Source organism: Bradyrhizobium sp. McL0616, from assembly GCF_049993385.1.
Taxonomy (GTDB): Bacteria; Pseudomonadota; Alphaproteobacteria; order Rhizobiales; family Xanthobacteraceae; genus Bradyrhizobium.
Genome location: NZ_CP188255.1, coordinates 1,043,746 through 1,055,990, shown reverse-complemented (window position 1 = coordinate 1,055,990; position 12,245 = coordinate 1,043,746). Strand labels below are relative to the sequence as shown.

At 64.0% G+C, this 12,245-nt stretch carries 14 protein-coding genes; 11 read left to right on the top strand and 3 right to left on the bottom strand.

Annotation, left to right across the window (positions count from 1 at the left end; all coding sequences use genetic code 11):
• The first annotated feature begins 227 nt into the window (after positions 1-227).
• From rpmH to dapE, 11 genes are all read left to right on the top strand, one after another.
• Positions 228-362 (top strand): 50S ribosomal protein L34, encoded by a 135-nt coding sequence (gene rpmH, locus ACPPVR_RS05110; RefSeq protein ID WP_008542748.1) that lies wholly within the window; start codon positions 228-230, stop codon positions 360-362.
• A 27-nt stretch (positions 363-389) separates the two neighbouring features.
• Positions 390-794 (top strand): ribonuclease P protein component, encoded by a 405-nt coding sequence (gene rnpA, locus ACPPVR_RS05105; protein ID WP_426613170.1) that lies wholly within the window; start codon positions 390-392, stop codon positions 792-794.
• Between the two features lie 16 nt (positions 795-810).
• Positions 811-2,679, top strand: a complete 1,869-nt coding sequence (gene yidC / locus ACPPVR_RS05100; protein WP_426613169.1) for a membrane protein insertase YidC — start codon at positions 811-813, stop codon at positions 2,677-2,679.
• A 113-nt stretch (positions 2,680-2,792) separates the two neighbouring features.
• Positions 2,793-3,446 (top strand): ribosome biogenesis GTP-binding protein YihA/YsxC, encoded by a 654-nt coding sequence (yihA, locus tag ACPPVR_RS05095; RefSeq protein WP_426613168.1) that lies wholly within the window; start codon positions 2,793-2,795, stop codon positions 3,444-3,446.
• A complete protein-coding gene (locus tag ACPPVR_RS05090; protein ID WP_426613167.1) occupies positions 3,446-3,811 on the top strand; it encodes a DUF423 domain-containing protein in 366 nt (121 codons plus the stop codon). The genes yihA and ACPPVR_RS05090 overlap by 1 nt, the downstream gene beginning before the upstream one ends.
• Positions 3,812-3,921: 110 nt before the next feature.
• On the top strand, positions 3,922-4,809 hold the full coding sequence (gene argB, locus ACPPVR_RS05085; protein WP_426613166.1) for an acetylglutamate kinase: 888 nt from the start codon (positions 3,922-3,924) through the stop codon (positions 4,807-4,809).
• A 155-nt stretch (positions 4,810-4,964) separates the two neighbouring features.
• Entirely contained in the window at positions 4,965-5,951 is a 987-nt protein-coding gene (locus tag ACPPVR_RS05080) for a DUF1036 domain-containing protein (RefSeq protein WP_426616030.1), read from the top strand.
• Positions 5,952-5,965: 14 nt separating this feature from the next.
• Positions 5,966-6,661 (top strand): pyrimidine 5'-nucleotidase, encoded by a 696-nt coding sequence (locus ACPPVR_RS05075; RefSeq protein WP_426613165.1) that lies wholly within the window; start codon positions 5,966-5,968, stop codon positions 6,659-6,661.
• A 186-nt stretch (positions 6,662-6,847) separates the two neighbouring features.
• Positions 6,848-7,693 (top strand): 2,3,4,5-tetrahydropyridine-2,6-dicarboxylate N-succinyltransferase, encoded by an 846-nt coding sequence (dapD, locus tag ACPPVR_RS05070; protein ID WP_426613164.1) that lies wholly within the window; start codon positions 6,848-6,850, stop codon positions 7,691-7,693.
• Positions 7,694-7,950: 257 nt separating this feature from the next.
• A complete protein-coding gene (locus tag ACPPVR_RS05065) occupies positions 7,951-8,619 on the top strand; it encodes a DUF805 domain-containing protein (RefSeq protein WP_426613163.1) in 669 nt (222 codons plus the stop codon).
• Positions 8,616-9,782, top strand: coding sequence for a succinyl-diaminopimelate desuccinylase (dapE, locus tag ACPPVR_RS05060; RefSeq protein WP_426613162.1), 1,167 nt, complete (start codon positions 8,616-8,618; stop codon positions 9,780-9,782). The genes ACPPVR_RS05065 and dapE overlap by 4 nt, the downstream gene beginning before the upstream one ends.
• Positions 9,783-9,939: 157 nt before the next feature.
• On the opposite strand, the gene truA is transcribed toward dapE, so the two are convergent.
• From truA to def, 3 genes are read right to left on the bottom strand one after another with little or no spacing between them, the layout of a single operon-like run.
• Positions 9,940-10,677 carry a tRNA pseudouridine(38-40) synthase TruA gene (gene truA / locus ACPPVR_RS05055; RefSeq protein ID WP_426613161.1) on the bottom strand — a complete coding sequence of 246 codons (738 nt, stop codon included), beginning with the start codon at positions 10,675-10,677 and terminating at the stop codon, positions 9,940-9,942.
• On the bottom strand, positions 10,677-11,600 hold the full coding sequence (gene fmt, locus ACPPVR_RS05050) for a methionyl-tRNA formyltransferase (RefSeq protein WP_426613160.1): 924 nt from the start codon (positions 11,598-11,600) through the stop codon (positions 10,677-10,679). Before fmt ends, truA begins: the two co-directional genes overlap by 1 nt.
• A gap of 10 nt (positions 11,601-11,610) precedes the next feature.
• Positions 11,611-12,135, bottom strand: coding sequence for a peptide deformylase (gene def / locus ACPPVR_RS05045; protein WP_426613159.1), 525 nt, complete (start codon positions 12,133-12,135; stop codon positions 11,611-11,613).
• Positions 12,136-12,245: the final 110 nt, after the last annotated feature.

The following is a 12,245-nucleotide window of genomic DNA, read 5'->3' as shown; positions in this document are numbered from 1 at the left end:
AGGGTTAAAAACCCCGCCGAAACAGTGATATTCATCCGAACTGTGCGGTCCTGCGGCGTTGACGAAGAAGGGACGCTCGCTTATAAGCCGGCCAAATTGTCCGCGATGACCCGGCGTGAAGCTGGGAGCGGCTCTCTTGGGGCCGGAAATGGCCCATTTTGGGCCGCATCTTCCGGACTTTACCATCAATTCTACAGGCAAATTGCCCGGTCAGCGGAGAAAAACCCGTGAAGCGGACTTATCAACCCAGCAAACTGGTGCGCAAGCGCCGCCACGGCTTCCGTGCTCGTCTCGCCACGGCTGGCGGCCGCAAGGTTCTCGCTGCCCGCCGCGCGCGCGGCCGCAAGCGTCTGAGCGCCTGAGCCGGACCCCCTTTTTGGGATTTCATCATGGATCGGCTGAGGCAGCGGGCGGATTTCGTCGCCGTTGCCAATGGCGCGCGGGTGAATAGTTCCGCGTTCGTCCTGCAAAGCCGTCGCCGCGACGACAGCGGCCCAATCCGGATCGGCTTCACCGTTACCAAAAAGAACGGCAACGCCCCCGAACGCAATCGCATCCGGCGCCGGCTTCGCGAAATCGTGAAGCGGCTCGATCCGGTATCGATGCAGCCCCATCATGACTATGTGCTGGTCGGACGCCGGGACGCGCTCACGCGCGACTTCGCGACCATGATCGACGATCTCCGCGCAGCGTTCACGAAGCCCGCGCGGCAGGCGCACAAGGGATCGTTCAAGGGACGCGGCCCAAAGCCAGATCCAAGCCCCGCCTCAGCGACCAGCCGTAAACCGGATTGATGACGAGACAATAGTGATGACCGACAATCGCAATACCATCCTTGCCGTCATTCTGTCCGGCCTGGTGCTGATCGCCTGGCAGTACTTCTACAACGTGCCGGCGATGGAAAAGCAGCGCGCCCTGCAACAGACGCAGACCGAGCTTCAGAAGACCACGCCGCAGCCGACGGCGTCCGCAATGCCGGGCGCCACGCCGCAGGCCGGCACGGCGCCGTCCGCCCCCGCGGCCGCCAATCAGCCCGGTCAGCCGACCGTCAGCCGCGAGGTCGCGATCGCCGCTTCGCCCCGCGTCAAGATCGATACGCCGCGCCTGACCGGCAGCATTTCCTTGAGAGGTGCTCGCATCGATGACCTCGCGCTGGTGCAATATCGCGAGACGGTCGATCCGAAATCGCCGCCGATTATCCTCTACTCGCCCTCCGGTACCGCGCAGCCCTATTACGCCGAGTTCGGCTGGCTGCCCGCGGCGGGAGTTACGGCAAAAATTCCCGGCATGACGACCGATTGGCAGCAGGAAGGCTCGAACAGCCTGACGCCGTCTACTCCCGTCGTGCTGAAATATGACAATGGCGAAGGTCTCACCTTCCGCCGCACGATCACAATCGACGACCACTATCTTTTCAGCATCAAGGACGATGTAACCAATGTCGGCAACGCGCCGGTCACGCTCTATCCGTTCGCGCTGATCTCGCGCCACGGCACCCCACAGGTCTCGGGCTATTATATCCTGCATGAAGGCCTGATCGGCTATCTGGGTGACCAAGGCCTGCAGGAGAAGGCCTACAAGGCTGTCGCGGAAGCGCCCGCGATCGGCAACGGCGGGCACGGCTTTGAATTCAACAGCGTCACGAATGCCTGGCTCGGCATTACGGACAAATATTGGGCCTCGGCGCTCCTTCCCGACACGTCAGCGACACTCAAGGCCCGCTTCCTGGCCGAGCCCGGCACTCAAATCCGCTACCAGACCGACTACTTGCAGAAAGAACAGACCGTCGCGATCGGCGGCACCGCGACCGCGAACGCGCGGCTGTTCGCCGGCGCCAAGGAAGCCGGCGTCGTCGGCGTGTTCCCGTTCGCAGGCCTCGGCGGCTACAACAAGGAGCTCGGCCTCAACCATTTCGATCTTCTGATCGACTGGGGCTGGTTCTACTTCATCACCAAGCCGATGTTCCTCGGCCTCGACTTCTTCTACCGTTTCTTCGGCAATTTCGGCATCTCGATCCTGCTCGTGACCGTGATCGTGAAGCTGTTGTTCTTCCCGCTGGCGAACAAGTCCTACGCCTCGATGGCGAAGATGAAGTCGATCCAGCCGCAGCTTGCGGTGCTGAAGGAGCGCTACCCCGACGACAAGGTGAAGCAGCAGCAGGAGATGATGGAGATCTACCGCAAGGAGAAGATCAATCCGGTCGCCGGCTGTCTTCCCGTGGTGATCCAGATCCCGGTGTTCTTCTCGCTCTACAAGGTGCTGTTCGTCACCATCGAGATGCGGCACGCGCCGTTCTTCGGCTGGATCAAGGATCTCTCCGCGCCCGATCCGACCAATCTGTTCACTTTGTTCGGCCTGATCCCGTTCGACCCGACGACGCTTCCGCTGTTCGGCCACTATCTCGCGCTCGGCATCTGGCCGATCATCATGGGCATCACGATGTGGTTCCAGATGAAGCTGAACCCGACGCCGCCGGATCCGACCCAGCAGCTGATCTTCAACTGGATGCCGCTGATCTTCACCTTCATGCTGGCGGGCTTCCCGGCAGGCCTCGTGATCTACTGGGCCTGGAACAACACGCTCTCGGTGCTCCAGCAGAGCTTCATCATGCGCCGCAACGGCGTGAAGGTGGAGCTGTTCGACAATCTCAAGGCGACGTTCGCGAAGAAGGCGACGTAGCGCCGTCATTGCGAGGAGCAAAGCGACGAAGCAATCCAGACTGAATCCGCGGTAAGATTCTGGATTGCTTAGCTTCGCTCGCAATGACGCGACAAACAACTGAAAGCCTTCGCATGACCGACGACAAAGATGCGAAGCTGATCGAAGCCGGGCGAAAGCTGTTCACCCGTGACTGGCAGTTCATCTGGGCCTCGCCTTCAGTCGAGACGCTGCCGCCGATGGCGGGGCTGGAGATCGCCTTTGCCGGCCGCTCCAATGTCGGCAAGTCGAGCCTGATCAACGCGCTGACCGGCCGCAACGCGCTGGCGCGCACGTCGCATACGCCGGGCCGCACCCAGGAGCTGATCTTCTTCGAGGTCCCGGGCAAGACAGAATTACGGCTCGTCGACATGCCCGGCTATGGCTACGCCAAGGCGCCGAAGTCGCAGGTCGCGTCCTGGACCGAGCTGATCCACAAATTCCTGCTGGGCCGCGCGAGTCTCGCACGCGTCTACCTGCTGATCGATGCCCGCCACGGGCTCAAGGACGTCGATCTCGAAATCCTCAAAACGCTCGACCGCTCAGCCGTCAGCTACCAGATCGTGCTGACCAAGGCCGATCAGGTGAAGGCATCGGAGCTTGCCGAGCGAATTGCCGAGACCGGGGTCGTCCTCGCCAAGCATGCCGCCGCATTTCCGGATGTGCTGACGACCTCCTCGCGCTCCGGGGCCGGCATGGCCGAACTGCGCGCCGCGATGGCGAAGCTGCTGGAAGAGCGGACCTCGTGATGGCGGCGCACCGCCTGTTGATCGGGCTTGCCGGCTTGATGGGCGCCGCCGGCGTGGCGCTGGCCGCCGCTTCCGCGCACGGCGGCGATGCAAGCCGGCTCGCCTCCGCAAGCGCCATGCTGCTGTTTCATGCAACTGCCATACTTGCGGTCGTCGCGTTGCTTTCGCGGGCACTTCTGCGCGACGGAATTGGCCTCGTGGCCGCATTCGGCTTCGTGATCGCAGCGGCGCTGTTCGCAGGCGACCTCACCATGCGCCAATACACGGGACATTCACTGTTTCCCTACGCCGCGCCGACCGGCGGAACGCTGATGATCCTGAGCTGGCTGACGGTGAGCCTGGCCGCGGTGGTGGCGCCGAAGTGACGCTCCATCTTACCCTCCCCTGGAGGGTAAGTACGAACACGCACTTTGCGCCTCGCCCGCCAATCAGATAGAACGCAGGCCGCGTTTGTCCCGCCAGCGAGATCTGCCCGATGACCGAAATTTCCCCGCTCGACCAGGCCCGCATCCTGTCCGAAGCGCTGCCGCACATGCAGCAATATGACGAAGAAACCATCGTCATCAAATATGGTGGCCATGCCATGGGCGACGTGGAGACCGCGAAGAACTTTGCCCGCGACATCGTGCTGCTCGAGCAGACCGCGATCAATCCGGTGGTGGTGCATGGCGGCGGCCCGCAGATCGCGACCATGCTCAAGCGCCTCGGCATCGTCTCGGAGTTCGCAGCCGGCCTGCGCATTACCGACGCCGCGACCATCGAGATCGTCGAGATGGTGCTGGCCGGCTCCGTCAACAAGCAGATCGTCGGCTACATCAACGAAGCCGGCGGCAAGGCCGTGGGTCTGTCCGGCAAGGACGGCAACATGGTGAAGGCGTCGAAGACGACGCGCACCATCGTCGATCCGGACTCGCACATCGAGAAGGCGGTCGATCTCGGCTTCGTCGGCGACCCCGAAAAGGTCGACCTCACGCTGCTCAACCAGCTGATCGGCTACGAGCTGATCCCGGTGCTGGCGCCACTCGCCACCTCGCATGACGGCCAGACGCTGAACATCAATGGCGACACCTTTGCCGGTGCGGTGGCGGGCGCTCTGAAGGCCAAACGCCTGTTGCTGCTGACTGACGTGCCGGGCGTGCTCGACAAGTCGAAGAAGCTGATCCCGCAGCTTTCCGTGAAAGACGCGCGAAAGCTGATCGCAGACGGCACCATTTCCGGCGGCATGATCCCGAAGGTCGAGACCTGCATCTACGCGCTCGAACAGGGCGTGGAGGGCGTCGTCATCATCGACGGCAAGATGCAGCACGCGGTGCTGCTCGAGCTGTTCACCAACGCGGGCACGGGAACGCTGATCCACAAGTGACGCGGGAGCGAACAAAGAACGGCGTCATGGCCGGGCTTGTCCCGGCCATCCACGATCTTTTGTCCCGCGCCAAGAACGTGGATGCACGGCACAAGGCCGGGCATGACGGGTGGAGAGCCGGGCCTCGCCGCCGCTCGACCCTGGCAAGCTTGCTGATGGCGCTGCCGGCCGCGGCGATCTCGTTCGTCTTCTCCTCTGCTCCTGCCGTCGCCGACCTCAAGATCTGCAACCGCATGTCCTATGTCGTCGAGGCCGCGATCGGCATCGACGACAAGGCGGCGACCGCAACGCGCGGCTGGTTCAGGATTGATCCGGCCACCTGCCGCGTGGTGGTGCAGGGCACGCTCTCCGCCGACCGCATCCTGCTCAACGCCCGCGCGCTCGGCGTCTACGGCGCGTCCCCCATCCCGCAAAATGGCAGCGACACGCTGTGCGTGGCGCAGGACAATTTCGTCATAGCGGCCGCGCGGCAATGCCGCAGCGGCCAGACCCAGGCGGCTTTCACCCAGATCACGCCGACGCAGGGCGATGACGGCAATCTCGTCGCCTATCTCGCCGAGGATTCCGAATATGACGACGAGCAGGCGCGGCTCGCCGGCATCCAGCGGCTGCTGCTGATCGCGGGCTATGATGCCGCGCCGATCGACGGCGTCGACGGGCCGAAGACGCAAGCAGCGCTTGCCGCGTTCCTGAAGAGTCGCGGGCTGCCGTCCGATATCGTGTCCTCGCCAAATTTCTTCAAGACCATGGTCGACGCGGTGCAGACGCCGTCGCCGAGCGGCCTGACCTGGTGCAACGACACGCCGCACAAGGTGATGGCCGCGGTCGCCACCGACGACGGCAAATCGGTCACGAGCCGCGGCTGGTATCGCATCGATCCCAAGACCTGCCTGCATCCCGACGTGACCGGCACGCCGAAACAGATCTTCAGCTTCGCGGAGGCAGTCGACGCCGACAACCGCGCCATCAAGCTGGAGGACAAGCCGCTGAACTGGGGGGGCGACCGGCAGCTCTGCACGCGCGAGACCAAATTCGAGACCAACGAGCAGACCGACTGCGGCGCCCGCGGATTTGCAGCGACCGGTTTTGGTGCGGTGGACATGAGCAGTGGCGGCAAGACGCTGCGGTTTGGGTTGCCTTGATTGAGAGCGTTTTGATGGAATCCCCCCGCACCTTCACCCACATCGATACCTGGGTGTTCGACCTCGACAACACGCTCTATCCGCATCACGTCAATCTGTGGCAGCAGGTCGATGCGCGGATCGGGGAGTTCGTCTGCAACTGGCTGCACGTGACGCCGGCGGAAGCGCGCAAGATCCAGAAGGATTATTATCTGCGCTTCGGCACCACCATGCGCGGCATGATGACCCTGCATGGCGTGCGCGCCGACGACTATCTCGCTTACGTCCACAAGATCGACCATTCGCCGCTGGAGCCAAACCCGCAGCTCGGCGAGGCCATCGCAAAGCTGCCGGGGCGAAAACTGATCCTGACCAATGGCTCGGTCGACCATGTCGATGCGGTGCTGGCGCGACTCGGCTTCGCTTCACATTTCGACGGCGTGTTCGACATCATCGCGGCCGGGTTCGAGCCGAAGCCTGCGCCGCAGACCTACCGAAAATTCCTCGCTGACCATACGGTCGATCCGGCACGCGCCGCCATGTTCGAGGACCTCGCCCGCAACCTCACTGTTCCGCATGAGCTCGGCATGACCACGGTGCTGGTGGTGCCTGACGGCACCCAGGAAGTGGTGCGCGAGGACTGGGAACTGGAGGGCCGCGATGCGGCCTATGTCGACCACGTCACGGATGATCTGGCGGGGTTTTTGGCCAAGCTGCCTCACCCCGAGTAGCCGTCATACCCCGCGAAAGCGGGGTATCCAGTAATCGCCGCTGTTTCGATTCATCACGATCGCCGCGGCGTCCTGGATCACCCGCTTTCGCGGGTGATGACAGCGAACCAAGCTTGACTCCTCGCCTCCAAATCCCGAAAAAGCCTCCAATCCATCAAATCCGCGTCTGCCTCTGAGGAAATCCCGATGTCCCTGTCCGCCCTGGAATCCACCATCAACGGCGCCTTCGACGCGCGTGACGGCATCTCGACCTCGACCAAGGGCGAGGTGCGCGAGGCCGTGGATCATGCGCTGGAGACCTTGGACAAGGGCGAGGCGCGCGTTGCCGAGCGTGGGGCCGACGGCAAGTGGAAGGTCAATCAGTGGCTGAAGAAGGCCGTGCTGCTCTCCTTCCGTCTCAACGACATGGGCGCCATTCCCGGCGGCCCCGGCAAGGCGACCTGGTGGGACAAGGTGCCCTCGAAGTTCGACGGTTGGGGCGAGAACCGCTTTCGCGACGCCGGTTTTCGCGCGGTGCCAGGCGCCATTGTCCGCCGCTCGGCCTTCATCGCCAAGAACGTCGTGCTGATGCCGTCCTTCGTCAATCTCGGCGCCTATGTCGATGAGAGCACCATGATCGACACCTGGTCGACGGTCGGCTCCTGCGCGCAGATCGGCAAGCGCGTGCACATCTCCGGCGGCGTCGGCATCGGCGGCGTGCTCGAGCCGCTCCAGGCCGAGCCTGTCATCATCGAAGACGATTGTTTCATCGGCGCGCGCTCGGAGGTCGCCGAAGGCGTCATCGTGCGCAAGGGCGCGGTGCTGTCCATGGGCGTGTTCCTGGGCGCCTCGACCAAGATCGTCGACCGCGAGACCGGCGAGATCTTCATCGGCGAAGTGCCGGAATATTCCGTCGTCGTTCCGGGCGCGCTGCCCGGCAAGCCCATGAAGAACGGCCAGATCGGCCCCAGCACTGCCTGCGCCGTCATCGTCAAGCGCGTCGACGAGCGCACGCGCTCAAAGACCAGCATCAACGAGCTGCTGCGGGATTAAGACTCTCTCCTCCCCCTCTCCCGTTCTTACGGGGAGAGGGTTGGGATGAGGGGCCTCTCTCCACAGATGAGATGACCGCGAGACCTGTACCCCCTCACCCGGATTGCACCGGACGATGCTGCGCATCGCAAGGCGCAATCCGACCTCTCCCCGCAAGCGGGGCGAGGTGAAGAGAGCCCGTTGCGGCCCCGTTCGAACCCACCCTCCTCCCACCGCGACCAACATCCGGGCGGCCTCGACCGCCCGGAGCCTTTGGCATGGACTGGACCTGGTATTTCTTCCGCTTCGACGGTCGCATCAACCGCGCTTTGCTGTGGCAGGCGCTGCTGATCGTCGCGCTGCTGGCGGGCTTGCTGGGGATCATCGCTCAGGTTATCTGGGTCCTCGAAGGCACCACATCCTCGATCAAGTTCAAGCTCAACTTCGATTTTGACTTCGGCCTCGACGACCTCTTCAAGGTGGTCGACCCGCGAGCCTACCGTTCGCTGCCATCCGCCGACCGTCCGACCCTGATCCTCAAGGTGCTCGGCACCTCGCTGTTTCTCTGGATCTACCTCGCGACCGCGATCAAGCGGCTGCACGATCGCGACAGGAGCGGCTGGTGGATCATTCCCTTCTTCTTCGTCCCCAATCTGCTGTTCCATTTCCGGGGTCTTGTGCTCTGGGGTTTTCTGCCTGACGCTGACTGGTTTGTTCTGTTCGACTTGGCCATCCACGCGCTGTGGCTGTGGGGCCTTATCGAATTGTTCATTGCGCCCGGCACCTCGGGCAGCAACCGGTTCGGCCCTGATCCGCTCGCCGGCAGCGAAGACAGCTCCGTATCCGCCGCGTCCCCTGCGAAAAGCTGGGACCAGCAGAGCGAAATCGAATTTGTCCCGCCCAGTGCTGGCCCACCCGGCGGCATGCATGTTAAGCGGGGCGCATGACCGATGCCCTGTCGATTGCCCGCGATCTCATCCGCTGCCCCTCGGTAACTCCGGCCGATGCCGGTGCGCTGGGCGTGCTCGAAAAAGCCCTCACTGAAGCCGGCTTTACCTGCCACCGCGTGACCTTCAGCGAGCCCGGCATTGCCGACGTCGACAATCTCTATGCGCGCATCGGCACTGACGGCCCGCACATCACCTTCGCCGGCCACACCGACGTGGTGCCGCCCGGCGACGAGAGCGCCTGGAGCGTCGGTGCGTTCTCCGGCGAGGTGAAGGACGGCTTTCTGCACGGCCGCGGCGCGGTCGACATGAAGGGCGGCATTGCGTGCTCGGTTGCGGCGGTGCTGGAGCATCTTGCCGCCAACGCAGGCAAGCCGCGCACTGACGGACACGGCTCGATCTCGTTCCTGATCACCGGGGACGAGGAAGACGTCTCCGTCAACGGCACCATCAAGCTGCTGAAATGGGCCGCCGAGCGCGGCGAAAAATTCGATCATTGCGTGCTGGGTGAGCCTTCCAATGTCGAGACGCTCGGCGACACCATCAAGGTCGGCCGCCGCGGCTCGCAATCCGGCACGCTTTACGTCGACGGCGTGCAGGGCCATGTCGCCTATCCGCACCGCGCTGCCAATCCGGTGCCGGACATTTCGCGGCTGATCGTGGCGATCTCCGACGAGCCGCTCGATCATGGCAGCGCGCAGTTCCAGGCCTCCAATCTCGAATTCACCTCGGTCGACGTCGGCAACACCGCCAACAACGTCATCCCTGGCCAAGCGCGCGCAAAATTCAATATCCGCTACAACGACAACCACACCCAGGCGAGCTTGCGCGAGCTGGTCGAGACGCGGCTGACAAAGGCCTGCGGCAACCGCATCCGCGCCCGCATCGTCTGGGAGCCGTCGAACTCCAACGTGTTCGTAACCAAGCCCGGCCCGTTCACCGACCTCGCGGTCTCCGCGATCGAAGAGGTGACGGGCCGCAAGCCGGAGCTGTCGACCTCAGGCGGCACCTCGGACGCGCGCTTCATCTCGAGCTATTGCCCGGTGATCGAGTTCGGGCTGGTCGGCCAGACCATGCACCAGGTCGACGAGTGCGTGCCGGTTAAGGACCTGGAGAAGCTGACGCAGGTGTATCGGGGGATTTTGGCGAGGTATTTTGGGTAAGCGGCGGCGCTTCTACTAACTCCGCCGTCATCGTCCGCGCAGGCGGGCGATCCAGTATTCCAGAGACAGTGCGAGTATACTGATAGGCGGCGGCGTACTGGATTCCCCGCCTTCGCGGGGAATGACAGTGATGGGCGAGGCTAGAGCTCCCGCCTCTCTAATAGTCCACCTTCACCAGATACAGCCCGTCCGGCGGGGCGACGATGCCGCAGGCGGCGCGGTTGCGGGCTTGCAGCGCTGCTGAGAGATCGTCGGCGGTCCAGCGGCCGTCGCCGACCCAGACCAGCGATCCCACCATCGAGCGCACTTGGCTGTGCAGGAACGAACGCGCCGAGGTGACAATGGCGATCTCGCGGCCGTCGCGCAGCACGTCGAGCTGATCGAGCGTCTTCTCCGGCGACTTGGCCTGGCACTCGGTGTCGCGGAACGTCGTGAAATCGTGCTTGCCGAGCAGGCGCTGCGCCGCCGCATGCATCGCATCGCTATCGAGCCGGCGCGGCACACGCCAGGCGTGCCCGATGTCGAGGGCGAGATTGGCGCGGGTGTTGACGATGCGATAGCGGTAGTGGCGCTTCACGGCCGAGAAGCGCGCCTCGAACGTATCAGGCACGATCTCGGCCTCTAACACCGCGATCGGATGCGGGCGCAAATGTGCGTTGAGACCGTCGCGAAAACGTCCCTGCGGAAATGGCTTCTCGATATCGACATGCGCGACCTGGCCGCGCGCATGCACGCCGGCATCGGTGCGGCCCGCGCCATGCACCCGCACATCCGCCCCGGTCATCGCCTTCACCGCGGCCTCCAACGCGCCCTGCACCGAGGGCAGCGTCTCCTGCACCTGCCAGCCGAAGAACGGCGCGCCGTCATATTCGATGGTGAGCTTGTAGCGGGGCATCAGGCCAGCCGCATCGGCGGCTCGACCTTCACGCCGCGCAGGAAATCGGTGGCCTGCATCCGCGCCTTGCCTTCGCGCTGAAGCTCGAGAATGCGGATCGCGCCCTCGCCGCAGGCGATGGTGAGCTGGTCATCCAGCACCTCGCCCGGCGCGCCGGCACCCTTCGCCAGTTCGCAACGCAGGATTTTTACGCGCGCATTCTCAAGCTCGGCCCAGGCGCCGGGAAACGGTGACAGGCCGTGGATGTGGCGCAGCACCTCGCGCGCCGGCCTGGTCCAGTCGATCCGCGCCTCGGCCTTGTCGATCTTGGCGGCATAGGTGACGCCGTCGTCGCTCTGCTTCTTGAGCTGGAGCCCGCCGCGTGCAAGCGCGGCCATGGCCCGGACCATCAGATCGGCGCCGAGCCGGGACAGGCGATCGTGCAGATCGACCGCCGTCATGTTGTCGGTGATCGCGAGCCGCTCGGCCATGGCGACGTCGCCGGTGTCGAGACCGACATCCATCTTCATTACCATCACGCCGCTCTCGGCATCGCCGGCCATGATGGCGCGGTTGATCGGCGCCGCGCCGCGCCAGCGCGGCAGCAGCGAGGCGTGCAGGTTGTAGCAGCCGAGCTTTGGCGCATCGAGGATCGCCTGCGGCAGGATCATGCCGTAAGCGACGACGACGGCGGCATCGGCATCAAATGAACGAAACGCGTCGAGCGCTTCCGGCGTCTTCAGCGTCTTCGGCGTCAGCACCGGAACGCCAAGCTTTCGCGCGGCCTCCTCGACCGGGGTCTGCTGCAATTGCAGGCCGCGTCGCCCGCCCGGCTTCGGCGCGCGGGTGTAGACGGCCACGATCTCGTGGCCGTGCGCGACGAGCTCGAGCAGCGTCGGCACGGAGAAATCGGGCGTGCCCATGAAGATCAGGCGGAGGGGCATCAACAGAACTCTACTCCACGCGCTTGGCGGCTTTCTCGAACTTCTTCAGCACGCGGTCGCGCTTGAGTTTTGACAGATAGTCGACGAACAGTACGCCGTTGAGATGGTCGATCTCGTGCTGAATGCAGGTGGCGAAGAGGCCTTCGGCGTCCTCCTCGCGCACTTTGCCGTCGAGATCGGTGAAGCGCACGCGCACCTTCGCGGGCCGCTCGACCTCCTCGTAATATTCCGGGATCGACAGACAGCCTTCCTCGTAGACCGACAGTTCTTCGGAGGAGGCCACGATCTCGGGATTGATGAAGACGCGCGGCTCCGGCTTGGTCTCGCCGTCCTGGTCAGGCTTGGCGAGGTCCATGGTGATGAGCCGCAGCGGCTGCGCTATCTGGATCGCCGCGAGCCCGATGCCGGGCGCGTCGTACATGGTCTCGAACATGTCGTCGGCAAGCTTGCGGATCTCCGGCGTGACCTTCTCGATCGGCTTGGAGACCAGACGCAGCTGCCTGTCGGGCAGGATGATGATTTCTCTGAGGGCCATGGCCGCGATTTAAGCCGCGCGCGACAAGTGGTCAATGCGGAGCGGAACCCCGTTAACGATCCGCTAACCATAAAACTTAGGGTTTCGTTAACCATAAAAATTAACGGCCG